The organism is Exiguobacterium sp. s194, assembly GCF_018618275.1.
In the GTDB taxonomy this organism is placed as follows: domain Bacteria; phylum Bacillota; class Bacilli; order Exiguobacteriales; family Exiguobacteriaceae; genus Exiguobacterium; species Exiguobacterium chiriqhucha.
In genome coordinates, this window is sequence record NZ_JACSLT010000009.1 from 54,742 (window position 1) to 76,923 (window position 22,182).

23 protein-coding genes are annotated in these 22,182 nt (G+C 53.9%); 8 read left to right on the forward strand and 15 right to left on the reverse strand.

The window, feature by feature from the left end:
* Window positions 1-29: 29 nt before the first annotated feature.
* Window positions 30-947 carry a DMT family transporter gene (locus KNP85_RS11925; RefSeq protein ID WP_214803235.1) on the reverse strand — a complete coding sequence of 306 codons (918 nt, stop codon included), beginning with the start codon at window positions 945-947 and terminating at the stop codon, window positions 30-32.
* A 323-nt stretch (window positions 948-1,270) separates the two neighbouring features.
* Between KNP85_RS11925 and abc-f the strand changes: the two genes are divergently transcribed.
* Entirely contained in the window at window positions 1,271-3,109 is a 1,839-nt protein-coding gene (abc-f, locus tag KNP85_RS11930) for a ribosomal protection-like ABC-F family protein (RefSeq protein WP_214803237.1), read from the forward strand.
* 15 nt (window positions 3,110-3,124) lie between these two features.
* Here abc-f and KNP85_RS11935 read toward each other — a convergent pair whose 3' ends face one another.
* Window positions 3,125-3,286, reverse strand: a complete 162-nt coding sequence (locus tag KNP85_RS11935) for a hypothetical protein (protein WP_214803240.1) — start codon at window positions 3,284-3,286, stop codon at window positions 3,125-3,127.
* A gap of 97 nt (window positions 3,287-3,383) precedes the next feature.
* Here KNP85_RS11935 and KNP85_RS11940 point away from each other — a divergent pair, with 97 nt between their 5' ends.
* A complete protein-coding gene (locus tag KNP85_RS11940; protein WP_214796541.1) occupies window positions 3,384-3,716 on the forward strand; it encodes a hypothetical protein in 333 nt (110 codons plus the stop codon).
* Between the two features lie 558 nt (window positions 3,717-4,274).
* Here KNP85_RS11940 and KNP85_RS11945 read toward each other — a convergent pair.
* Window positions 4,275-5,129 carry an HAD family hydrolase gene (locus KNP85_RS11945; protein WP_214803243.1) on the reverse strand — a complete coding sequence of 285 codons (855 nt, stop codon included), beginning with the start codon at window positions 5,127-5,129 and terminating at the stop codon, window positions 4,275-4,277.
* A 192-nt stretch (window positions 5,130-5,321) separates the two neighbouring features.
* On the opposite strand from KNP85_RS11945, the gene kynU reads away from it, so the two are divergent.
* The 3 genes from kynU to kynB are packed head-to-tail and all read left to right on the forward strand — an operon-like array spanning window position 5,322 to window position 8,088.
* Window positions 5,322-6,599 (forward strand): kynureninase, encoded by a 1,278-nt coding sequence (gene kynU / locus KNP85_RS11950; RefSeq protein ID WP_214803245.1) that lies wholly within the window; start codon window positions 5,322-5,324, stop codon window positions 6,597-6,599.
* Between the two features lie 11 nt (window positions 6,600-6,610).
* Window positions 6,611-7,450 (forward strand): tryptophan 2,3-dioxygenase, encoded by an 840-nt coding sequence (kynA, locus tag KNP85_RS11955; RefSeq protein ID WP_214803247.1) that lies wholly within the window; start codon window positions 6,611-6,613, stop codon window positions 7,448-7,450.
* Between the two features lie 14 nt (window positions 7,451-7,464).
* Window positions 7,465-8,088, forward strand: a complete 624-nt coding sequence (gene kynB / locus KNP85_RS11960; protein WP_021065946.1) for an arylformamidase — start codon at window positions 7,465-7,467, stop codon at window positions 8,086-8,088.
* A gap of 30 nt (window positions 8,089-8,118) precedes the next feature.
* Here the strand turns inward: kynB and KNP85_RS11965 are convergent, their stop codons facing one another.
* Window positions 8,119-8,988 (reverse strand): MurR/RpiR family transcriptional regulator, encoded by an 870-nt coding sequence (locus tag KNP85_RS11965; RefSeq protein WP_058765016.1) that lies wholly within the window; start codon window positions 8,986-8,988, stop codon window positions 8,119-8,121.
* 203 nt (window positions 8,989-9,191) lie between these two features.
* Between KNP85_RS11965 and KNP85_RS11970 the strand changes: the two genes are divergently transcribed.
* A complete protein-coding gene (locus KNP85_RS11970; protein ID WP_214803249.1) occupies window positions 9,192-10,589 on the forward strand; it encodes a 6-phospho-beta-glucosidase in 1,398 nt (465 codons plus the stop codon).
* 38 nt (window positions 10,590-10,627) lie between these two features.
* Here the strand turns inward: KNP85_RS11970 and rbsB are convergent, their stop codons facing one another.
* The 7 genes from rbsB to KNP85_RS12005 all read right to left on the reverse strand — a co-directional run bounded on the left by rbsB (window position 10,628) and on the right by KNP85_RS12005 (window position 16,925).
* On the reverse strand, window positions 10,628-11,539 hold the full coding sequence (gene rbsB / locus KNP85_RS11975; protein WP_021065943.1) for a ribose ABC transporter substrate-binding protein RbsB: 912 nt from the start codon (window positions 11,537-11,539) through the stop codon (window positions 10,628-10,630).
* Window positions 11,540-11,562: 23 nt separating this feature from the next.
* On the reverse strand, window positions 11,563-12,528 hold the full coding sequence (locus tag KNP85_RS11980; RefSeq protein ID WP_021065942.1) for an ABC transporter permease subunit: 966 nt from the start codon (window positions 12,526-12,528) through the stop codon (window positions 11,563-11,565).
* Between the two features lies 1 nt (window position 12,529).
* Window positions 12,530-14,008 (reverse strand): sugar ABC transporter ATP-binding protein, encoded by a 1,479-nt coding sequence (locus KNP85_RS11985; RefSeq protein WP_214803251.1) that lies wholly within the window; start codon window positions 14,006-14,008, stop codon window positions 12,530-12,532.
* Between the two features lie 11 nt (window positions 14,009-14,019).
* Complete coding sequence (rbsD, locus tag KNP85_RS11990) at window positions 14,020-14,409, reverse strand: D-ribose pyranase (RefSeq protein WP_058765022.1); 390 nt, start codon at window positions 14,407-14,409, stop codon at window positions 14,020-14,022.
* Window positions 14,409-15,293, reverse strand: a complete 885-nt coding sequence (rbsK, locus tag KNP85_RS11995) for a ribokinase (RefSeq protein WP_214803253.1) — start codon at window positions 15,291-15,293, stop codon at window positions 14,409-14,411. Before rbsK ends, rbsD begins: the two co-directional genes overlap by 1 nt.
* Complete coding sequence (locus KNP85_RS12000; RefSeq protein ID WP_029594517.1) at window positions 15,290-16,273, reverse strand: LacI family DNA-binding transcriptional regulator; 984 nt, start codon at window positions 16,271-16,273, stop codon at window positions 15,290-15,292. The genes rbsK and KNP85_RS12000 overlap by 4 nt, the downstream gene beginning before the upstream one ends.
* Before the next feature lie 100 nt (window positions 16,274-16,373).
* A complete protein-coding gene (locus tag KNP85_RS12005; protein ID WP_214803255.1) occupies window positions 16,374-16,925 on the reverse strand; it encodes a GNAT family N-acetyltransferase in 552 nt (183 codons plus the stop codon).
* 67 nt (window positions 16,926-16,992) lie between these two features.
* Between KNP85_RS12005 and KNP85_RS12010 the strand changes: the two genes are divergently transcribed.
* The gene (locus tag KNP85_RS12010) at window positions 16,993-17,439 is read left to right on the forward strand and encodes a DUF4385 domain-containing protein (protein WP_214803257.1); all 447 of its coding nucleotides are present in this window, start codon (window positions 16,993-16,995) and stop codon (window positions 17,437-17,439) included.
* Here KNP85_RS12010 and KNP85_RS12015 read toward each other — a convergent pair whose 3' ends face one another.
* From KNP85_RS12015 to KNP85_RS12025, 3 genes are all read right to left on the reverse strand, one after another.
* Window positions 17,440-17,877, reverse strand: a complete 438-nt coding sequence (locus KNP85_RS12015) for a GNAT family N-acetyltransferase (protein WP_021065935.1) — start codon at window positions 17,875-17,877, stop codon at window positions 17,440-17,442. It lies immediately after the preceding gene.
* An 88-nt stretch (window positions 17,878-17,965) separates the two neighbouring features.
* The gene (locus tag KNP85_RS12020) at window positions 17,966-18,415 is read right to left on the reverse strand and encodes an OsmC family protein (RefSeq protein WP_021065934.1); all 450 of its coding nucleotides are present in this window, start codon (window positions 18,413-18,415) and stop codon (window positions 17,966-17,968) included.
* Window positions 18,416-18,460: 45 nt separating this feature from the next.
* Complete coding sequence (locus KNP85_RS12025; RefSeq protein WP_021065933.1) at window positions 18,461-20,026, reverse strand: diguanylate cyclase domain-containing protein; 1,566 nt, start codon at window positions 20,024-20,026, stop codon at window positions 18,461-18,463.
* Window positions 20,027-20,279: 253 nt separating this feature from the next.
* Here KNP85_RS12025 and tnpB point away from each other — a divergent pair, with 253 nt between their 5' ends.
* The gene (gene tnpB / locus KNP85_RS12030) at window positions 20,280-21,452 is read left to right on the forward strand and encodes an IS200/IS605 family element RNA-guided endonuclease TnpB (protein ID WP_029594511.1); all 1,173 of its coding nucleotides are present in this window, start codon (window positions 20,280-20,282) and stop codon (window positions 21,450-21,452) included.
* A 71-nt stretch (window positions 21,453-21,523) separates the two neighbouring features.
* Here the strand turns inward: tnpB and KNP85_RS12035 are convergent, their stop codons facing one another.
* A complete protein-coding gene (locus KNP85_RS12035; protein WP_214715718.1) occupies window positions 21,524-22,159 on the reverse strand; it encodes an SDR family oxidoreductase in 636 nt (211 codons plus the stop codon).
* Between the last annotated feature and the right edge of the window lie 23 nt (window positions 22,160-22,182).

Sequence of the window (22,182 nt, forward strand, 5' to 3'; positions counted from 1 at the left end):
TCGGCCCAGAGCGGGTCGGTCGTCTTTGGTTATAAGATATGGCGCTCCTCAGCTTGACGTGTCTCGCGGACACGCTTTTGCCGTCGCTCGGCGAGTGTCGACCACGTGACGGCCGTGACGATACAGGCGGCGCCGATAAAGAAGTTGCGGTCGAGTCGTTCGTCGAGGACGAGCCAGCCGAGGTAACCCCCGACGAGCGGTTGGAAAAAGAAGAATAATGACCCGACGCTCGCATCCATAAGCTCGAGCCCTTTGTTCCAAAAGAAGAACGCCCCGGCTGTCGAGATGATGCCGACATACAATACGCTCATCCACAGCACCATGGTCATATTCGGTAAGCCGGATGCGGCCACTTCCCCTCCCATGAGCGGCGTCATCAACACGAAGGCGATACCGATGGCGAACGTCGTGATCGTCAACGACGACATCGTCTCGGATGCGATTTTCACATAGATGGACATGAGCGCCCACGTGATGGCCGCACCGACCAAGACGAGGCTGCCGATGAAATACGTGCCTTCGACGTGCCAACCGATGACGATGATGACCCCGAGCGTCGCCAACAGGAGTGACCCGATTTTGACAGGTGTGAGCCGCTCTTTCAAGATGACTCGGGCGAAAATCACCATGAACGCCGGTGTCGCCGCCGTGACGAGCGATCCCGTATGGGCGTCGGATAGTTTCGTGCCAATGAACTGAAACGAAATCGAGGCAACGTATCCGATGACGCCGACGAGCGCAATCCATTTCCAGTCGCGTCGACCGATTTGCTCGCGCCCGAATGCCCACCACATCGCGAACAGGACGACAAACGCGACGGCATAACGCATCCAGATGAGCGTGAACGGTTCGATATAGCCGAGCGCATATTTACTGACGACGTACATCCCGCCCCAAATACTGGCGGCGAGCGTTAAACTGATGGCACCGAGCCATTCTTTGCGCATGGCGTCCCTCCTCCCTGATGTCTAAACAATACGACATCGGTCCTCGATATTCCTGTCCCCTAGTTGTCGAACGAGCCGAAATCGCTTACAATGAGCGTAATGATGATAGAAAGGAGGGAGAAAGGTGAACTTTGTCGGACGTACGCATTGGTCAACAGAACATTTGTACATTTTGCGTGCGATTTTTCACGATGTCGCATAAACATAGGACCCGTCTGTCCTTTTTTAGACATTGCTGAAATACGACAAAGCGCCTCTCTCTTGCCGAGCGCTTCTTTGCGCTCGGCTTTTTTGATAGGCCTCTACTTTAGGAGGAACCACTCATGTTAATCGAGTTACAACACATCCAAAAACAATTTGGCGGCCATGCCGTCTTGACCGATGCCAATCTTCATGTGAACGCCGGCGAACGAATCGGACTCGTCGGACGGAACGGGAGCGGCAAGACGACGCTTCTGCGTCTCATCGTCGGTGCCGATTCGCCAGACGAAGGGACCATTTATCGCAAGCAACGGTTACACATCGGCTATTTGGCCCAAATCCCGGCCCATCCCGGTAAGTCAGGTCGAGACGTGCTCTACACCGCGTTCGCCGAGTTGACGCGACTCGGTGACGAGATGCGACAGCTCGAGGAACAGATGGCCTCAAATGACGACATCGACGCGCTGCTCGAGACGTACGGTGCCTTGCAGACGCGCTATGAGAACGGCGGCGGCTATGCCATCGATTCGAAAGTGAATGCGATGATCGATGGATTACGGCTCACAAGTTTCGTCGACCGCCCATTCGACACACTCAGCGGCGGCGAACGGACCAAAGTCGGGCTCGCCTTGGCGTTGCTCCAAGAGCCGGAACTGCTCATCCTCGACGAACCGACGAACCATCTCGATTTAGAAGCGATGACTTGGCTCGAGTCATTCCTGCGTGACAGTCCGTCCACGCTTCTCCTCGTCTCACACGACCGCGTGTTTCTCGACGCCGTCGCCACACGCATCGTCGAATGTGAGGACGGGGAGTTGGCTAGTTTTGATGGCAACTACAGCGCGTTCGTCGCCCAAAAAGAAAAGAAGTTGCTCGATCAATTCCATGCCTATACGGAGCAACAAAAGAAAATCAAGAAGATGAAGGAAACGATTCGACAGCTAAGACAGTGGGCGAACGAAGGCAATCCACCGAACGAGAAGTTTTATCGGCGCGCCAAATCGATGGAGAAAGCGCTCGCCCGCATCGAGACGATCAAAAAACCACGACTCGAGGCCGTTCAACCGGACATTCAGTTCACGGCTCAGGGGCGGACCGGACGCGATGTGTTCGAGGCGACCGACGTGACGGTCACTTACGACCGGACCGTCTTCGAACACGTCTCGTTCTACGCCGGTCATGGCGAACGCATCGCCATCGTCGGCCCAAATGGGAGCGGCAAGTCGACCCTGTTGAAAGTATTGCTCGGTCACCTCGAACCGGCGACAGGCGAGGTGCGACGAGCGGAACGGGCCCAAATCGGCTACTTGTCCCAACACATCGACTTTGATGACTCCCATCGGCTCATCGAGGCGTTCCGTGACCGCATCGCTGTCGATGAAGGGAAGGCCCGTCAATTGCTGGCCCAATTCCTCTTCTATGGCGCGAGCGTCTTCAAACCGGTCAAAGATTTAAGCGGCGGTGAGAAGATGCGGCTCATGCTCGCCATCCTCATGCACGAGGACATCAACGTGCTCGTGTTAGACGAACCGACGAACCATCTCGACATCGAAGCGCGTGAGGCACTCGAAGACGCACTCGACCGTTTTACCGGCACGCTCGTCGCCGTCTCACACGACCGCTACTTCTTGAACAAGCTGTTCCCGATCACGTATTGGCTTGATGGGACAGCGACACATTTCCCGGGAAACGTGTCGTATGCGCTCGAGAAACGGCAACATGAAATGACCACAGAGGTCGCCGTTCCTAAACCGAAACTCGTAAAACCGAAGCAAGAAACGACTCACGACACCTCAGTTGATGAAGCTCGCCTGACCGATCTCGAAGCAGCACATCAAGCACTCCTGCACCAGATGAATGAGACGAACGATTTAGAAGAATTAATGACGTTGCAGCAACAAGCCGATGCGCTCCAAGCAGACATCGACACATTGTTGAATCAGTTGCTCGAATCGATTTAATCAAAAACGACGCCCTTAGCGGCGTCGTTTTTGTTCGAACCAAGCTTGGACAAGAAAGCCCGTCACGCCAAGCGCCATCAAAAAATAGGGCACGATACGTGGGACAGCACCCGTTTCCCCCATCATTATGAGGATCAATCCGCTCACGAACGTCCCGAGCCAATATATTTTCGGCATGTCGTCACTCCTCTACAATTTTTTCTTGTAATTTGTCAGAATTTTTCGTAAAATATTTTGAAATTCTTATTTACAGATATGGAAAGGAGACGCGCTCATGCCAAAACGAAACTGGGAGACGATTCTCCGATTCACCCTCGTCGTCACCATCACGGCCGCTACGTTCCTCTACGTCCGCTACTCGACCGAAATTAAAGAACGCGAGCGGGCTTTGGAGCAGTATCTTGCGACTCATTATAACATTTCGGCGGAAACCTATTCGATTGACGGTACCCTTTCCTTAAGCGGCTACGTCTATGATTTGACGTTCGAAGACGAACCTGACGCCGCTTACACGTTTCAGGTCGAACAGGCCGCAGACGGCCATCGTGTGAAGTTTGAACGAGCAGATGGCAAACAACCGGACCGGGTCGCCACGTTCGCCCCATAAGAAAAAGCGCCACGTCTGTGGCGCTTAACGGTGAGCGTTTCTAGTAGAGCGGACTTTCACCCGACCGAGAAAGTTCCCGGCCGACCGTCCCATGCAATCAATCGATACGTGCTAGAAAATGGACGCGGTTCAGAACGCGATTTCGGAGCGTTCGTTCGTCTGAACATCAATCTGGCCATGCACAGAGACATTGCCTCCAAAACGGCCATGACTGCGTTTCGACGTAATAAGGTTGAAATCCATCATGAACCTCATCATGCCCACCTGTTTTGAAACACCGAGCTTCCTAGACGTTTTGCCTCCCACATATCCTTTTTGTCTGCCCCTCACCTCTCGCTCGAGGTCAGGTGGACGACAGTTTGAATCAGGAGATCACCTAGTCCGCCGGTCTTTCAACCAACTTGTCTCTCGTTTCACCGAGCCGGCCTCAGTCAAACAACGATTGAATCTTCGTTTCATCCGTTGCCCCCTTTCAGCTCAACACGTTGAATGAGGACTACACTAATACATTAACCGTTTTACGTGACATCGAATCCCTGTTCACCATTTCTCCAAAATTTAGTCGTCGATATAATGGTCGAGCGCATAGGCGACGCCATCATCCTCAACATCCTTCGTGATATGGGTACTGATGTCTTTCAACGGATCGACGGCGTTCCCCATCGCAATCCTCGTTTCCGCCACTTCGAACATCGAGATGTCGTTCAAATTGTCCCCGATGGCCACAATATCCGCTTGTGGAATGCCGTGATGCTCTGCCAACTGCGTCAACGCCATCCCTTTGCTCGCATTCGGATGACCGATCTCGATTTTCGTCCAGCCTGCCGTCGTGATCAAAATGTCGGTCCGAGGCTCATACAGTTTCCGGAGCTCGTGCAGTTTGCGCCGATCGAACGAATAGACAAAGACTTTGTACACTTCGTCGGCCTCAAAGTCGATGTCCTCGATCGCATCAACATATGTCAGCCCGAACTGTTCGTTTTGAATTTCAATCTCCCGCTCGCCCCATTCCCGTGTGAACGATTGGTCGTGCGGCAACACCTCATCCAACTCGCCCTTCAGTAAATCGGTACCCGAACGGAGTACTTTCACCCCGGCATTCGTATAAAATTCGACGTACGCTCCGTGCTCATGGGCCACATCCCATAACTCCTGTACGACGTCTTTCGGGAGCGCGTGGTAATAAATCCGCTCATTTTCATAGAAGGCGATTGCGCCGTTCCCTGACAAAATCGGGCACGACAAATCGCTCCGCTTCAACAGCTCCTCAATATCATGAATCGAACGTCCGGAAGAAATCGAGACTAAATCCCCTTTGGCCTGACGCCGGCGAATTGCCTCTTGGTTCGCCTCCGTGATGACACCTGTCCGAGATAATAGCGTCCCGTCTAAATCGATGGCAATTAGTTTCATATCCTCTTCTCCTTTCACGTGGGTCTGATCACCCAATTCCCTCAGATTGACTCTCTCCATTTCATCATCACATATACACGCGCGAGAAGCACGTGCGAACCATGCCCGAACTGCGGTCATTCGTGTTGACACGCCATGCCCTGATTGCTACGCTTTTGTCAGCATGACAAGCAAGTCAAAGGGGGAAATGATATGGCTCAAGATTTCACACGGGCGTACGCGGAAACATGCGACGCCAGCGACTCGCTCGCACCATACCGGGGAGAATTTTATTTGCCGCAAGACGGTATTTATATGGACGGTAACTCGCTCGGCCTGTTATCGAAACGGGCCGAACGGACGTTACTCGAATCACTGAGCGATTGGAAAGAGCTCGGGATTGATGGCTGGATGTCGGGACGCCACCCATGGTTCAACTTGTCAGAACAATTAGCCGCACTTAACGCCCCGCTCGTCGGAGCAAGAGCCGAGGAAGTGATGGTCACCGGGTCGACGACGGTCAACTTGCACCAACTCGTCGCCTCATTCTTTAAACCCGAAGGCAAGCGGACGAAGATTTTAGCCGACACACTCACCTTCCCATCTGACATCTACGCCTTGAAGAGTCAACTCGAGCTCCATGGACTCGACCCGAGCGAACATTTGGTCCAAGTCTCGAGCCCGGACGGACGCTACTTGAAGGAAGAAGACATCATCGCAGCGATGACGGACGACATCGCCTTGATCGTCTTGCCGACCGTCCTCTATCGCAGCGGACAAATCCTCGATATGGCCCGTCTCGCCAAGGCGGCGCATGAACGGGATATCTTGATCGGTTTTGACGCCTGCCATTCGGTCGGCGCCATCCCGCACGCATTCCACGACTGGGGCGTCGATTTTGCCTACTGGTGCAACTATAAACATTTGAACGGCGGACCTGGCAGTGTCGGCGGCCTGTTCGTCCATGAACGTCATTTCGGGACGACACCTGGCCTGGCCGGTTGGTTCGGTTCACGCAAAGATAAACAGTTCGATATGGATCACACGATGACGCCGGCCGATGACGCCGGAGCGTTCCAAATCGGGACACCGCACGTCTTGAGTCTGGCCCCGCAACTTGGTGCCCTCGAGATGTTCAACGAGGTCGGGATGGACGCCATCCGTGAGAAATCGCTCGCTTTGACGACGTATATGACTGCATTGATTGACGAGGTGCTCGCCCCATACGGATTCGTCATCGGCAGCCCGCGCAACGAGACGCAACGCGGTGCACATTTGAGCCTCGAGCATCCGGAGGCGGCCCGCATCTGTAAAGCGCTCAAACAACATCGCGTCATTCCGGATTTCCGGGCCCCGAACATCATCCGACTCGCACCGGTCGCGCTCTACAACACGTTCACCGATGTGTATGATGTCGTGATGACGTTACAGACAATTATGGAAAACAAAGAATACGAGGCGTTCGAGAACGTCCGCGAAGTCGTGGCCTAAGGAGAATCGATATGAGTGAACGGATTGAACATAAAGTCGAGCAATCGATTCAGTCAGACTTTTCAAAAGACATGTCATACGGTGACTATTTACAACTCGACCCGATTTTATCGAGTCAGCACCGCTTATCGGATCATCATGACGAGATGCTGTTCATCATCATCCATCAGACGAGTGAGCTGTGGATGAAATTGATTTTGCATGAACTGACGGCGGCCGTGACCGCCATCGAGACGGGAGAGCTCGAGCGTTCGTTCAAGATGCTCGCCCGTGTCTCGAAGATTCAACAACAGCTCATCCAGTCGTGGAGCGTCCTCGCGACGTTGACCCCGGCTGAATATTTGGAGTTCCGCGACAAACTCGGTTCGTCTTCTGGCTTCCAATCGTACCAGAACCGCCAAATCGAGTTCGCCCTCGGCTTTAAGAACGCGCGCACACTCAGTGTGTACGCCCATGATGAGGAGCTATACCCGCTTCTCGAATCGTCGCTACAGGCACCGAGCATCTATGACATGACCGTCCGCGAAATGCATCGCCGTGGTCTCGCCATCGATGACACCGTGCTCAACCGGGATGTCACGAAAGACTGGGAATGGAACGAAAGCGTCGAAACGGCTTGGGCCGAGGTGTACCGGGACGTGGACAAATATTGGGACTTGTATGAGCTCGGAGAGAAACTGCTCGATATCGGCAGCCAGCAACAGATGTGGCGCTTCAACCATATGAGCACGGTCGAGCGAATTATCGGTCAAAAGATGGGAACCGGCGGCTCGTCCGGCGTCAACTATTTGCGACGCGTCCTCGACCATCGCTTCTTCCCTGAACTTTGGACCGTCCGGACAAAACTGTGAGGAGGACGAACACGATGACATGGATTGATGTTTCGCAACCGCTCGAAGATTCCATCACGACATGGCCAGGTGACACGGCGTTCCGTTACGAAATCGCTTGGCCGATGGCCGACAGCGGTTCGGTCAATGTCGGGAAAGTGACGATGAGCCTGCATACAGGCACGCACATCGATGCCCCGTTCCATTTCGACGACGCCGGACAGCGCGTCATCGACCTTGATCCCGGTCTCTATATCGGACCGGCCCGAGTCATCCATCTCCCTGGCCGCGAACGAATCGAGGCGACGGACTTGGACGGCTTTGACTTGACCGGCGTCGAACGATTAATTTTAAAGACGGACGGCTGGCCGAATAAGCAGGAGTTCCCGAGCCATATCCCTGAACTCACACCTTCACTCGCCGACCGGCTCGGCGAACTTGGGATTTACTTGATTGGTCTCGATTTGCCGTCAGTCGACGCAATCGACAGTAAAGAGATGGCGGCGCATCATGCACTCGCCCGGAATGGGGTCCATATTCTCGAAGGACTCGTTCTCGACCATATCGCCCCTGGTGATTACGAATTGAACGCCGTGCCGCTCCCAATCGTCAAAGGAGATGGCAGTCCGGTGCGCGCGCTCTTGCGTTCGCTCGATTGAACAAACACCCCTTCGCTTGAAGGGGTGTTTTCAGTCTTCCTGCATGACTTCACTCGAACTTTTACGATGATCGAACCGTTTCGAGATTTGCACTTTGTAAGCCATGTTCGCCTCATAGTCTTTCGAGAACACACCAGCGTACAACAGGTCGAGCAGACAATGAATCGAATCGTTCGTCGTGAAGCTCCCAATTTTCGAGTAGAGGCGCTCACGGGTCGTCAAACGGAGCGTGCAGTCGGCCTGATGCGAGATCGCGTTCTCTCCGAGACTCGTCAAGGCGAGCACCGGCACACGTTGTTTCTTTAAGTAAGGAATGAGTCCGACCGTATAATCACTTTCCCCCGTATATGAGATCAGGAGCGCGCACGTCGTTTCGTCCGAGTTGGCCGCTTCGAACTCGGCGTCGAATTCGCAGAGACTGACTTGCTTGCCGATTCGGTTCATCTTTGACTTGAAGTCGTGACAGAGCAACAAATTATGGATGACAGAAAAGACTTTGATGTGCCGCGCCTCACATAACATCGTTACGGCCTGCTCGAACGCCTCGTGATCGAGCAACGACAGCGTATCCTCAATCGTCATCTGCTTGAGCGCAGCCAGCTTGTTCGCCACGACCATCAAGTTGTCCTTGGGTGAGAATGGCTCATTGGCATCGATATCCGAGAAGTGACGATTCAAATACTCGATTTCTTCCAAAAATTGTTCCTTCAACTCGAGCCAACCCGCAAACTCTAATTTCATGGCGATACGACTTAATATCGACGGGTGTGTATACGTCACCTCGGCGATTTGTTTCATCGTCTTGTCGTGGATTCGCTCCCGTTCGGCGAACAAATAGTCGATGACGGCCCGTTCCGATTTAGAGAACAGGTCTTGTTTCATTTTCTCGGTCAATAGCATGTCCGGTCTCCTCTCGTAAATTGAATTCACAAAAATAAGTATTTATGCGTTTTATTTTGTAAACGCTTTCGGAGTTGTCTGTAAATCTATTGTGTTCATTTTTCTTTATTTTATACTGAAATGGACATGAGAAGTTGCATTCAGCCAGCAAATATATTTACACATTCGGAACTTTTTTGTGAACAAATGAGGAGGAGATTGAAATGACAACCGGAATCAAGCTCGTCACCATCGGGGGCGGCAGCAGCTACACACCAGAATTGATGGAAGGGTTCATCAAGCGTTACGAAGAGTTACCTATCCGTGAGATTTGGCTCGTCGATATCGAAGCCGGCCAAGACAAGCTCGACATCGTCGGACAGATGGCGCAGCGGATGTGGGACGCATCCCCTTATGACGTCAAAGTCCACTTGACGCTCGACCGTCGAGAAGCGTTACAAGACGCCGACTTCGTCACGACCCAGTTCCGTGTCGGTTTGCTCGACGCCCGCATCAAAGACGAACGAATCCCGCTCTCGTACGGTATGGTCGGCCAAGAGACGAACGGGGCCGGCGGCATCTTGAAGGCGTTCCGTACCATTCCGGTCATCCTTGATATCGTCGAAGACATGAAACAGCTCTGTCCGGACGCCTGGCTCGTCAACTTCACGAATCCGAGCGGAATGGTGACCGATGCGGTCATCCGTTACGGCAAATGGGACAAAGTCATCGGCCTGTGCAACGTGCCGGTCAATGCGATGATGGCAGAACCGGAACTAATCGGCAAGAAACCGGAAGAATTGATTTACTCGTTCGCCGGATTGAACCACTTCCACTGGCACCGGGTTCATGACGTCCATGGTCAAGACGTGACACGCGACATCATCGACAAGATGTATGATGGTGATTCCGGCATCCCCGCCAATATTCATGACATGCCGTTCTTCCAAGAACAACTGCAACAGATGAATTTGATTCCTTGCGGCTATCACCGATACTACTATCGTGCCGAAGAGATGCTCGCCCACATGCTCGAGGAATATCGGGACCCGTCCGTCGGCACGCGGGCTGAGCAAGTGAAGCAGACGGAAGCCGAGCTGTTCGAGCTCTATAAAGACCCGAACCTCGACCATAAACCGGAGCAACTGTCTAAACGCGGCGGTGCCCACTACTCGGATGCGGCGTGTGAGACGATCGCCTCGATTTACGCCAATAAGAACACACATATCGTCGTCTCGACGAAGAACAACGGGGCCGTCCCTGACCTCGCCCCGGACGATGTCGTCGAAGTATCGGCCTATATCGGTGCGACCGGTGCGAAACCAATCGCGTTCGGCGCGCTCGCCCCCGCTGAAAAAGGATGGCTCCAAGTCATGAAGAACATGGAGCTGTGCGTCGAAGAAGCGGCCGTGACCGGTGACTACGGACTCGCCCTTCAAGCGTTCATCATCAATCCGCTCATCCCGAGCGGCGAGACCGCGAAACGGGTGCTCGATGAACTGCTCATCGCCCACAAAGCGTACTTGCCGCAGTTCGCCGATAAAATCGCTGAACTCGAAGCGAGCGGCGTCACGATCAAAGACGAAGTCGTTCAAGCACTCCAACCTATTCATCAAGCATAAAAACAGCCGACGCACCTCGAATGCGTCGGCTGTTCATATTATTTAATCAATTCGAGGTCGACCGGGATGTTCTCTTCCACTGTCTCCCCTTTTAAGTGGTTCACAGCAGCCTCGACACCGAGTTTTCCAATCTCCGTCGGTTTCTGCGCGACCGTCGCGGCCATCGTTCCGTCTTCGACCGCCTTGACGGCATCATCCGTCGCATCAAAGCCGATGACTTTGACATCGTTCAAGCCAGCACTGTTCAACGCTTGAACGGCACCGAGCGCCATCTCATCGTTATGAGCGAATACCGCGACGATGTCTTTATTGTCTTGTAGGATGTTCTCCATGACCGTCAACCCTTGGGCCCGGTCAAAGTTAGCCGACTGTTTGGCAACGACGTCAAGTTTTCCGTCAATCGCTTCGTTGAACCCTTGACCACGGTCACGCGTGGCTGACGCTCCTGGAATGCCTTCGAGCTCGACGACTTTCCCGCCTTCACCGACGAGTTCGACCATATATTCACCTGCGAGCTTCCCACCAGCGACGTTATCTGACGCCACGTGCGCGACCACGTCGCCTGACTCGGCGTTACGGTCGACTGTGATGACCGGGATGCCCGCATCGTTCGCACTTTGAACGGCTGCACCGACTGCTTCCGAATCCGTCGGGTTGATGAGAATCAAGTCCATCCCTTTTTGAATCATGTCTTCGACGTCGCTCACTTGTTTGGCTGCATCATTTTGCGCATCGGCCACCGTAAGTGTCGCATCTAGTTCAGTTGCTTGCTCTTCCGCACCGTCTTTCAACGCGACGAAGAACGGGTTGTTTAGTGTCGAAATCGAGAGCCCGATTTTGAAGTCCCCGTCTTTTGTCTCTTGCTCCGAACTTGTCCCCGGTTGTTCCGTCGAACAAGCTGCCATGACGACCATTGTCAATACGAGTAGCCAAGCTGTCCATTTTTTCATCTTCTGTTTTCCCCTTTCGATGATTAAGCGTTTTGTTTCCGATCAAGTAATACCGCGAACAAAATGACGGCACCTTTCACGACAAGTTGGAAGAACGATGAGACGCCAAGAAGGTTCAAGCCGTTGTTCAACGTTCCGATAATAAGCGCCCCGATGAGCGTCCCGACGATCCAGCCTCGTCCACCCGCAAGACTCGTTCCCCCGAGAACGACCGCTGCGATGGCGTCAAGTTCATAAGACGTCCCGGCCGTCGGTTGGGCCGAGTTGAGACGCGATGTTAAAATGATGCCGGCGAGCGCCGCTAACGTACCCGACAACGAGTAAATCAAGACTTTGACTTTATTGACCCCGATGCCCATCAGTTTGGCGGCTTCCTCGTTGCCGCCAATCGCGTACGTATGACGACCGAACGTCGTCTTTTTCAAAATGAAGTACAACACACCGAAAGCGATCAACATCGTCACGGCTGGCACCGGGATGATCCAGAAGTAACCGCGTCCGAGCAGTTCGAACCACGTCGAGTCGCCTAACCCGGTAATCGGACGACCGTCCGTATAGACGAGCGTCAAACCCCGATAAATCGTCATCGTCGCGAGCGTCGCAATGAACGGTGCGACTTTCCCGTATGTGATGACGGCGCCGTTGAACGCACCGAGCACGGCACCGGCGATCAATCCGAGTGCGATCGCCATGACCGCATGTTGTCCATCGACCATCATGCCGGCGACGAACGCCGAAGACAAGGCGAGAATCGAACCGACCGATAAGTCGATACCGCCTGTCAAAATGACGAACGTCATCCCGAACGCAATCAAGGCGTTGATGGACACTTGGCGTAGGACGTTAAAGATGTTGTTCAACGAGAGAAAACCTGGTTCGAGCGCTGTCACCACAACGATGATGGCGAGCAATCCGAATAACGGTCCGAGTTTTTGTCCCCAACCGAGCTTTTGCGGTCGACCTAATGCAGTCGCTGCTTTCAATTCCATATCATTGTCCTCCTGTCGCATATGTCATGACTTTTTCTTGCGTCGCCTCGTCTTTTGCCAACGTTCCGGTGACGACACCTTCTCGCATGACGACAATCCGATCGCTCATCCCGAGTACCTCGGGTAAATCCGACGACACCATGATGATGGCGACGCCCGACTCAGCAAGCTCACTCATGATTGTATAAATCTCTTTTTTCGCCCCGACATCGACACCACGCGTCGGTTCATCAAGAATCAAGACGTCCGGCTCGGCGCCGAGCCATTTGCCGAGGACGATTTTTTGTTGGTTCCCGCCCGAGAGCGACTTCACTTTCTGCTCCATCGAATGATGCTTGACGCGCAGCTTTTTCAAATAACCGTCCGCGAACTGTTCTTCCGCTTGCCGTGAGATGATGGTCCCCTTCGCTCGTTTCTCGAGCGTCGGCAGCGATAAGTTCTCACGTAACGTGAAGTCGAGCAATAACCCTTCGCCTTTTCGGTCTTCCGTCAAGAAGGCGATGCCGTGTCGGATGGCGTCTGCCGGTTGCTTGATTCGGATTTCGGTTCCGTTCAGTTTGACGATGCCTGCTTTGGCTCGGTCGGCTCCGAACAAGGCACGCATCACTTCGGTGCGTCCAGCTCCCATGAGTCCCGAGAAACCGACGATTTCACCGGCCCGGACATCAAACGAGACATTGTGGAACCGGTTACCTATCAATCCATCGACTTCAAGTACGACGTCGCCAATCGTAGCGTTCCGATTCGGATAGCGTTCCCCAATCTCTCGCCCGACCATCTCTTTAACGATTTCTTCGAACGATGTCTCATTGATGCGATGTGTCCCAATCGACACGCCGTCGCGGAGGACCGTGATGCGATCGCATAGTTCAAAAATCTCTTCCATCCGGTGCGAGATATAGATGATCGACACGCCTTGGTCACGTAATGCCCGAGATACCGAGAACAGCGCTCGAATCTCGCGGTCGGTGAGTGCGGCGGTCGGTTCGTCCATGACGATGACTTTCGCATCCGTCATGAGCGCTTTGGCGATCTCGATCATCTGCTGTTGTCCGACAGATAATTGTTTGGCAAGCTGATCGACTTCCATGAACACGTTCAACTCGGCCAAATACTCCCGCGCCCGACGCTTCATCTCTTGCTGCTTGATGACACCGAACGGACCGGTCAATTCCCGTCCGAGAAACAAGTTTTCCATCACGGTCAGCTCCGGTAGTATGTTCAACTCTTGGTGAATAAACGCGATGCCAGCGCGCTCGGCTTCTTTTGGATGTTTGAACTGCCGGACGGCCCCATCGATGACGACTTCCCCTTCATCGAGCGGATGAAGCCCGGTCATCACTTTCATGAGTGTCGATTTACCGGCACCGTTTTCGCCCATCAATGCATGAATTTCGCCGGGTAACAATTCGAAGTCGACGCCTTTCAATACACTGACCGGACCAAACGACTTATGGATGCGCTTCAACTGGATGTGCATCGAACCCCTCCTTAAAATATGACGCCGGCATGTAAAATGACGTTCGCATACGGAGTCGCTTCCCCTGTCCGGATGACGACTTTCGCCTGTTCGACCTCACGCTTGAACGCTTCATGTGAACAAGTTTTAACCGTGTCAAATCGATCGGTCAACGCTTTTGCGATCGGCTCGTTCTCCGTGAACACCTCATCGGCTACGGTAATCTGTTCGATGACCATGTCCGCCTCGACCGCATCTAATACATCGAGGAACGACGGTTCACCGAGACGAAGCGCCAAATCAACTCGCTCGACACCTTTCGGGATCGGTAGTCCACAGTCCGCGATGACGACCGTGTCCGTATGACCCAAGTCCGCAAAGATTTTGGTCAAATGGCTATTCAAAATCCCATGTTTCTTCATCACACTCGCTCCAATCGTCTCATGACGTCATTTCGGTTCGGCATGCCGCCTTGTGCCCCGAACCCTTCCACGCTCAATCCTGAAGCGACGACAGCGAAGCGTACCGCTTCACGTAACTCGCTTCCTTCCATCAGGGCGGCTGCGAGGGCCCCGTTGAACGTATCCCCTGCCCCCGTCGTATCGACGACATCGGCTTGAATGGCTGGAACGTGCTGAATCGTCTCGCCATCAAAGAAGCGGACACCGTTGACCCCTTCGGTCACAATCAGTTTGTTCGGATAGCGGCGCAGTACCTCATCAAGCGAGACATCTCCGAACAAATCTCGGCACTCATGCTCGTTGGGCGTCACGTAGGTCACATGCTCGAGCAGTTCATCCGTGAGCGGTTGTGACGGAGCCGGATTTAACAGCACCGGGATTTGGCGGGCGCGACAGTGTGCACTCACGTGTTCGACCGTCGCAATCGGAATCTCGAGCTGGAGCAAGACGAGCGACTCGTCATCAATCAACTGTTCGAGCTCGGCTTCCGTGAAGACGACCTGTTTGTTCGCCGATTGAACGACAACAATCGAGTTATCGCCTTCGGCAAGCACGATATGCGCCGTCCCGGTCACTTCGCCGTCAATCGTCCGCAGGTGTTGGGTCCCGACTTCATTCTGTTCAAAGTTTTGGCGGATACGTTGCCCGAACTCATCGGAACCGACGCATCCGACCATCTCGACTCTTCCTCCGAGTCGAGCGGCGGCGACCGCTTGGTTGGCGCCCTTTCCTCCGGGCACCGTCTGAAACGCCTGTCCGATGACGGTCTCTCCTGCCTGCGGACGTTTGTCTGTCGTGACCACTAAATCCATCGATACACTACCGATGACCACAATTCGCTTCATGTGTCATGCCCCTTTCGGATCGTCGTCTGTCGCTCCGTCAACGTGACAGGCAACAAGATTTCTTTCGTAACGGACTCCTTCTTCTCAATCAAGTCGAGGAGTCGCTCGGTCGCACGTCGTCCCATCTCATAGATGGGTTGCGAGATCGTCGTGAGCGGCGGCGATGTCATCTCACCGAGCTCGATGCCATCGTAACCGATGACTTGCAAATCTTGCGGCACACGCACATTCCGACGCACCGCTTCCTGCAACACCGCGGCCGCGATGACGTCATTGGCGGCGAACAATCCATCGAACGGCCAATGCTCATCAAACAGCGTTTGCGCCGCCGTGAGCGCTTCTTTGAACGTGAAACTCGAATGCGTCATGCCGACGAGACGATCTCCCGCGACGTCAAGGAACCCATCCGTCCGTCGCTTCACCGTCTGCAGCTGTTCAGGTCCGCCGATATGAGCGAGCCTTGTCGCACCACAATTCAACAGCGTCTCCGCCGCCAGGCGACCGCCTTCATACCCGTCTGAGATGACGGCATCAATGCCAGACTTGACGATTCGGTCGAGCGCGACCATCGGCAACTCTAACTTTTCGTAGTTCGGGTTGTCTGAATGGTTCGTCGTGATGATCAGACCGTCGACATGCATCGTCTGAAGCGCGACCAAGTACGACTGTTCTTTTGCCAGTTGCTCGTCCGTGTTGCACAAGACGACTTGATAGCCGTGTTGATTGGCCACGTCTTCAATCGCGCGGGCCAACTGCGGGAAGAACGGGTTGGTGATGTCTGGCATAATCAATCCGATTAGCCCGGACGTTTTGGTGAATAACGAACGAGCCACCCGGTTTGGGGCGTATTCGAGCTCGGCGATAGCCCGTTCCACGGCTTCCCTCGCTTCAGCGCTCACATAGCCGTTATTGTTCATGACACGAGACACGGTTGCGACAGAAACGTTCGCCCGTTTGGCCACTTGTTTGATTGTTGCCATCTCGTCCCCTCCTTTTGGTAACGCTTACAAACACATCATAATGTGTAACCGGTTACATATCAAGTGTTAATTTTCCGGCATCAAAAAAACGTCGGGCTCATCATTGAGCCCGGCGTTCCTCATACTCGTCTTTCGTCACGACGTAGATGAGGCTCTGCACAGTGCGCCCATCTAAGCGCGTCAACTGTTGGGATGTCGTGAACACGTGTGTGAATCCTGTCTTTTCGACGACACGGCGCGACTGGTCGTTGAAGTCGAAATGACCGCACCAGATGCGCTCGAGGTCGAGGTCGTCAAAACCGTGACGCATCACTTCATGAACGGCCTCCGGGATGTACCCTTGCCCCCAATGGTCCGGGCTGAGGACATACCCGATCTCGCGTTGCCGGTCATGCTGAATCTCAGGGTCCGGCCGGCGGTCGTGCAACCCGAGACTGCCGATGGCTTCACCCGTCTCTTTTAACGTGATGGCCCAGACGTCTTGGTCTTGTTGGAACAGCCGGATGACGTCACGCGTCTCCTCGACCGATTTGTGCGGCGCCCATCCTGCTTTTGGTCCGACCCGCTCGTCTTGCGCGTATCGAAACATCTGTTCAGCGTCCTCGAGTTGAAACGCCCGCAACTGGAGCCGGTCTGTATCAAGTTGAATCATCTTGTTCTTCCTTTCTGTCGTTTCCCTCGGATTCGTTCCGGGAATGAGTCCATGAGGAGGGATGACGATGCCGTTTGATTATGATTTAGATTTTGAAACGATTGATTTCCGTAAACAACCGGAGCTGTATCGAGTCGGACGAGGTGAACAAGGCGTCCTACTCGTCGAACCGTATAAAAGTGAGATTCTCCCCCATTGGCGTTTCAAGACGCCAGACATCGCCAAACAGTCCGCTGATGAGATTATGGAGCTGTTCGAAAAATACCGGGCCAACGATGATTTCGTCGGAATGGATATGGCCCGCAAATTCATCCAGATGGGCTATACCCGGGCGAGACGTTACGCCAACTATAAAGGCGGACGAAAATATAAGGACGACGGCGACATCCACGACCGACGAATCGATGAAGAAAAGGCGGAATCGGCCCGCATCTTCAAGGAACGATGGGACCAACTTCGAGCAGATGAAGACTATTTGAAGCGAAAGAAAGCCCACCAGAAACAGTACGGATGATTACCGGGTCATGACGAGAAAACGGGTCGACCCTTTTTCAAACGAAGTGACCTGTTGAAATCCTAGCCGCTCATAGAGATGGATCGCCCGCTCGTTGAACGCGGCCACCGTCAACCGGAGCGGTTTGCCTTCGCGCGCCGCTTCTTGCATCACCAACTGGACGAACGTACGGCCGTTTCCCTGCCCCGTTCGGTCCGGATGCATGCCGAGACCGAGGTCGATGTATGTGTCATCGTAGACATATGTATCGTTCGGCACTTGTGCGTATCGGCCGAGACAGTAAAAACCGATCAGTGTACCGTCATGGACGGCCTGATAGGCCATCAGTTCATCCAGCCCTTCCGCTGAAGCTTCTTGATTATAAAAGTCATATGGCGACTCATACGTCCACGCTTGAATCGCGTGGGCGTCTTGTCGCGTCATCGAGCGAATATCCATGACAGCCTCCTTTCTCATGTCTCTTTTTGTTCGTGCTCGTCGGCAAACATTCCTGTCTGCATCAAAAAAAGGATGGGTCGCCCCATCCTCACTTCCGTGTCCACGTCGCCGTGATGTCGACGTCGGCCGCATGCATCAAATTATGGATCGGACAACGAGCTTCGACGCCTTTCTGGAGCGCCGCAATCCGTTCATCCGATTCGGTCGTATCGAGGACGATGTTGACGTGTACTTTCTCAAAATACGTCCGTACTCCTTCAACGCCTTGGAAGCCGCGCGGGTCGAGCGTTCCTTCAGTTACGAACGTCACTCCGTCGTAGTTGAAATCTTGATCTTGCGCCACGTAGGCAATCATGATTGTCGTACACGACGACAACGCCCCGAGCAAATATTCGAGCGGATTCGGACCGGCGTCCGTTCCGCCGAGACGTTCCGGCTCATCGACGACGAACGGCTCGAGGTCACGCACGTGCACCGTCGTCTTCACACTCGTCGCTTCCCCTTCGGCGCGCATCGTCACTAACGGTTTTTCAGTCATATCGTCTCCTCCTCTATCAAGGTACCATCTTCATTCTCGTTCCCGTTATTTCGGTCCGTGTAACACCTCGTCATAAATCGCATAGTCGTTTTTACCGTGTTGCTTGATTTGATACATCGCCTGATCGGCTTTGTGAATAAGCGTGTCTAAATCTGACCCTTGACCCGGTGCGACGCTGACCCCGATGCTCGCTCGAATCGGAATCGTCTCCCGTCCGAGTCGGAACGGCCGCTCGGCCAATTCGGATTGCAATCGTTCGACGAACGCGACGATCTCGTCTGCTTCGACATCCGTCAAATACATATAAAACTCATCACCGCCGACCCGCGAGGCGAGACCCGTTTCCGGCGTCACCGTTTCGAGCAGGACACCGAGATGAACGAGGAAATCATCACCGACCTGGTGGCCGTACGTATCATTGATACCTTTAAAACCATCGAGGTCGAGAATGACGAGCGCGAGCGTATCCGCTTGCAGTAACGCCTGATCGGCCTGTTCATAAAACGCGCGACGGTTCGCGAGTTTCGTGAGCGGGTCGTGATAGGCGAAGAAGCGAATCGATTGCTCGGCTTCTTTGAACGTATGGACGTCCCGAATCAAAATCATGCCATGAATCTTCTGGTCGATATAGACGAAGTCCCCGTCGATGACGACGTACCGCTCTTGTCCTGATTTTGTCTGAATCTTCGTCTCGAACTCGAGAAACTTCTTTTGCGCATTAAAATGTTGAGCGTAGTGTTCACACCATTCGTCCCGCTTTTTCTCGGGCAATAAATCGATGAAACGCTCATTGACGACTCGGACGGTATGGAACAACATACGCGCAGCCGGGTTCGCACTCTCGATGCGACCGGTGTCGTCGACGAGGAGAATTGCCGATGGATTCAAGTTGTAGAGGGTACCGTATCGTTTCGCATAAGACGCGAGGAAATCGAGTCGGTTCATCGCCACGACGAGGGCGACCGTCCAGACGAGGCCCCCATACATATACGCATACGGTGGCATGATGCCACGGAACTGGAAATAGCCGAAGACGATGTCCCAGATGAGGACGGCGACAGCGGTCCAAATGAGCATGCGCAGGACACGTTGATGCTCGGTCCGATCGGCGCGTTTGAGTGCATAGACGAGTAACAGGATGATGAGAAAATGGAACACGTTGCCGACGGTCATCGTCGTCAAATACGATGCGTTGAACTCAGGATAAATCCAGACGCCGACTTGGTCGAACCGCTGACTGTTCAAAATGTTCTCTTGGCGGATGAACGTCAACGCGACCGGCACGAGCGGCAAATAGATGACATACGGATACATCCATTTCGGCAGTTTCGCCCCGACTCCCGTCACTTTGACGATGAAGTGGACGGAACACACAAAAATCAAAATGCCAGCGTTGCCGAACCAATAGGTGACGAAGGCGGGACTGGCTTCAATTGGGGACAGATGTCGTCCAAACTCGGCCAAGAACAACATCGCGTAGCCAAATACGAACAGGCTGAGCAGTCGATGCTCGACTTGGCGAGGGTTCCGGAGCAAAACATCAAGGGCAAGGTGGCTCAATAAGAAAGCCGGAAGTAAATAAACGGCCATATAGAGAAATAGTGTGGTCACGGATAGACCCCTTTCTTCAAACAAATCCATCTCTTACTTTCTCTATCGGTCGAAGCGAATCCTTTCTCGAGTGCGCGGACACATCCATACAAAAAGCGAGCGGAACCAAGTCCGCTCGCTGTCGTCATCTCGTTTATCAAAAATAGGCGAGAATACGCCCACTTCTAAACGTTAAGGGCGAAGCCCAAGTGAAAGTGGGCGATGAATCGCCGACCTCTCTTTTGGGTATAAATACCTAAAGGAGGTGAGCATCATGTTGAAGCATAAAGCATATCGATTTCGGATTTATCCGACAAGAGAGCAGGAGATCCTGATCGCCAAGACGATCGGCTGTTCACGCTTCGTCTTCAACCACTTCTTGGCGAAGTGGGAAGAGACCTACGAGGCGACGGGAAAAGGACTGTCCTACGGCTCCTGCTCGAAAGAAATCCCTTTCTTGAAGCAAGCGTTCGACTGGCTGATGGAGGTCGATAGCACCTCTGTGCAAAATAGCGTCAAACACCTGGCCGATGCATATGACCGTTTCCTCAAGAGGCAGAACGAACGGCCCCGGTTCAAGTCGAAGCGGAACCCCGTCCAGTCCTACAAGACGAACATCCAGGGCAAGTCCCAACTTCCCGAGGTGTCGATCGTCGGCGACCGGCTCAAGCTGCCGAAGTTGAAGTGGGTGCGTTTCGCCAACTCGAAACAGGTCGAGGGCCGCATCTTGAACGCCACGATCCGACGGAACGCGACGGGTAAACACTTCGTCTCCCTCCTCGTCGAGCAGGAGATCGACGAGCTGCCGAAGACCGGCTCCTCGGTCGGCGTCGACGTCGGACTCAAAAACTTCGCCATCCTGTCCGACGGCACGGTGTACCAAAACGACCGTTACTTCCGTTCGCTCGAGGAGAAGCTCGCCCGCGAGCAGCGCAAGCTGTCGCGGCGTCGGCTCATCGCCCTGAACCGGAACATCAAGCTGTCGGAGGCAAAGAACTACCAGAAGCAGAAGCGCAAGGTCGCCCGCATCCATGAGAAGATCGCGAACAAGCGTACCGACTTCCTGCACAAGGTGTCGACCGAGATCGTCAAAAACCACGACGTCATCGGCATCGAGACCCTGCAGGTGAAGGACATGCAGCAGGACCGCAAGCTCAGCAAAGCGATCTCCGATGTCAGCTGGTCGGAGTTCTTCCGTATGCTCGAATACAAGGCCGGCTGGTACGGCAAGACCGTCGTCAAGGTCGGCAAGACGTTCGCCTCGAGCCAGCTCTGTTCGAGTTGCGGCCATCGACACAAAGACGTGAAGCATCTCGGTCTGCGCATATGGACGTGCCCGGGTTGTGGGACCCACCACGACCGCGATGTGAACGCGGGACTTAACTTGAAACGAGAGGCCGAGCGCATCCTGGCCTCTTCAACCGTCGGGACGACGGGGCTAGCCTGATCAGGTTCCGGTCGTTAGGCCGGATCACCCAGGAATCCTCCACCTCCAAGTGAAGCGTAGGTGGGGGTAGTTCAAAACGTGTCTTCGATTGCCGTGTCACCTTTGACAAGGTCGATTGCTTGATTATGGGCTGCGTCATGCCCGATGACGTGTGCCAAGAAGGCTGCCACGTCCGCACGTGGAATTTCACCGGTCGAGACGTCGCCTGTCTTCACCTTGCCCGTACCGGCATCATCTGTCAGTGCACCCGGGCGGACAATCGTGTATGTGAGCCCGCTCTCCTCGAGCAAACGATCGGCATGATGCTTCGCGACATAGTATGGTTTCATCTCTTCCGGCCATGCCGAACGATCTTCCGCCTTCAAGGCGCTGACCATGACGAACTGTTTCACATTCCCGTTCGCCTGAGCCGCCTCGATACTTTTCGCCGCGCCGTCAAGGTCGATTAACAGCGTCTTGTCGGCTCCGGTACTGCCGCCTGAACCGGCCGCAAAGACGACCACGTCCATCCCAGACATCGCCTGTTCAAGTGACGACACGTCACCTTCGAGGTCGCCTAACACGGCTTGATAGCCTTTCGATGTAAAGTCGTCGAGTTGCTCTTGTTTCCGCACCATCGCCGTGACTTGATGCTTCCCTTCCTCGTGCAATCGTTCGACGAGCTGTTTTCCAATCTGTCCATTCGCGCCTATTACAAATACGTTCATCTGTCTTCCTCCTCAAGTTGAAT

What these genes read in the sequence shown, in the direction of transcription:
- KNP85_RS11925 (WP_214803235.1), bottom strand. Translation starts at nt 947, where the DNA reads ATGCGCAAAGAATGGCTCGGTGCCATCAGTTTAACGCTCGCCGCCAGT.
- abc-f (WP_214803237.1), top strand. Translation starts at nt 1,271, where the DNA reads ATGTTAATCGAGTTACAACACATCCAAAAACAATTTGGCGGCCATGCC.
- KNP85_RS11935 (WP_214803240.1), bottom strand. Translation starts at nt 3,286, where the DNA reads ATGCCGAAAATATATTGGCTCGGGACGTTCGTGAGCGGATTGATCCTC.
- KNP85_RS11940 (WP_214796541.1), top strand. Translation starts at nt 3,384, where the DNA reads ATGCCAAAACGAAACTGGGAGACGATTCTCCGATTCACCCTCGTCGTC.
- KNP85_RS11945 (WP_214803243.1), bottom strand. Translation starts at nt 5,129, where the DNA reads ATGAAACTAATTGCCATCGATTTAGACGGGACGCTATTATCTCGGACA.
- kynU (WP_214803245.1), top strand. Translation starts at nt 5,322, where the DNA reads ATGGCTCAAGATTTCACACGGGCGTACGCGGAAACATGCGACGCCAGC.
- kynA (WP_214803247.1), top strand. Translation starts at nt 6,611, where the DNA reads ATGAGTGAACGGATTGAACATAAAGTCGAGCAATCGATTCAGTCAGAC.
- kynB (WP_021065946.1), top strand. Translation starts at nt 7,465, where the DNA reads ATGACATGGATTGATGTTTCGCAACCGCTCGAAGATTCCATCACGACA.
- KNP85_RS11965 (WP_058765016.1), bottom strand. Translation starts at nt 8,988, where the DNA reads ATGCTATTGACCGAGAAAATGAAACAAGACCTGTTCTCTAAATCGGAA.
- KNP85_RS11970 (WP_214803249.1), top strand. Translation starts at nt 9,192, where the DNA reads ATGACAACCGGAATCAAGCTCGTCACCATCGGGGGCGGCAGCAGCTAC.
- rbsB (WP_021065943.1), bottom strand. Translation starts at nt 11,539, where the DNA reads ATGAAAAAATGGACAGCTTGGCTACTCGTATTGACAATGGTCGTCATG.
- KNP85_RS11980 (WP_021065942.1), bottom strand. Translation starts at nt 12,528, where the DNA reads ATGGAATTGAAAGCAGCGACTGCATTAGGTCGACCGCAAAAGCTCGGT.
- KNP85_RS11985 (WP_214803251.1), bottom strand. Translation starts at nt 14,008, where the DNA reads ATGCACATCCAGTTGAAGCGCATCCATAAGTCGTTTGGTCCGGTCAGT.
- rbsD (WP_058765022.1), bottom strand. Translation starts at nt 14,409, where the DNA reads ATGAAGAAACATGGGATTTTGAATAGCCATTTGACCAAAATCTTTGCG.
- rbsK (WP_214803253.1), bottom strand. Translation starts at nt 15,293, where the DNA reads ATGAAGCGAATTGTGGTCATCGGTAGTGTATCGATGGATTTAGTGGTC.
- KNP85_RS12000 (WP_029594517.1), bottom strand. Translation starts at nt 16,273, where the DNA reads ATGGCAACAATCAAACAAGTGGCCAAACGGGCGAACGTTTCTGTCGCA.
- KNP85_RS12005 (WP_214803255.1), bottom strand. Translation starts at nt 16,925, where the DNA reads ATGATTCAACTTGATACAGACCGGCTCCAGTTGCGGGCGTTTCAACTC.
- KNP85_RS12010 (WP_214803257.1), top strand. Translation starts at nt 16,993, where the DNA reads ATGCCGTTTGATTATGATTTAGATTTTGAAACGATTGATTTCCGTAAA.
- KNP85_RS12015 (WP_021065935.1), bottom strand. Translation starts at nt 17,877, where the DNA reads ATGGATATTCGCTCGATGACGCGACAAGACGCCCACGCGATTCAAGCG.
- KNP85_RS12020 (WP_021065934.1), bottom strand. Translation starts at nt 18,415, where the DNA reads ATGACTGAAAAACCGTTAGTGACGATGCGCGCCGAAGGGGAAGCGACG.
- tnpB (WP_029594511.1), top strand. Translation starts at nt 20,280, where the DNA reads ATGTTGAAGCATAAAGCATATCGATTTCGGATTTATCCGACAAGAGAG.
- KNP85_RS12035 (WP_214715718.1), bottom strand. Translation starts at nt 22,159, where the DNA reads ATGAACGTATTTGTAATAGGCGCGAATGGACAGATTGGAAAACAGCTC.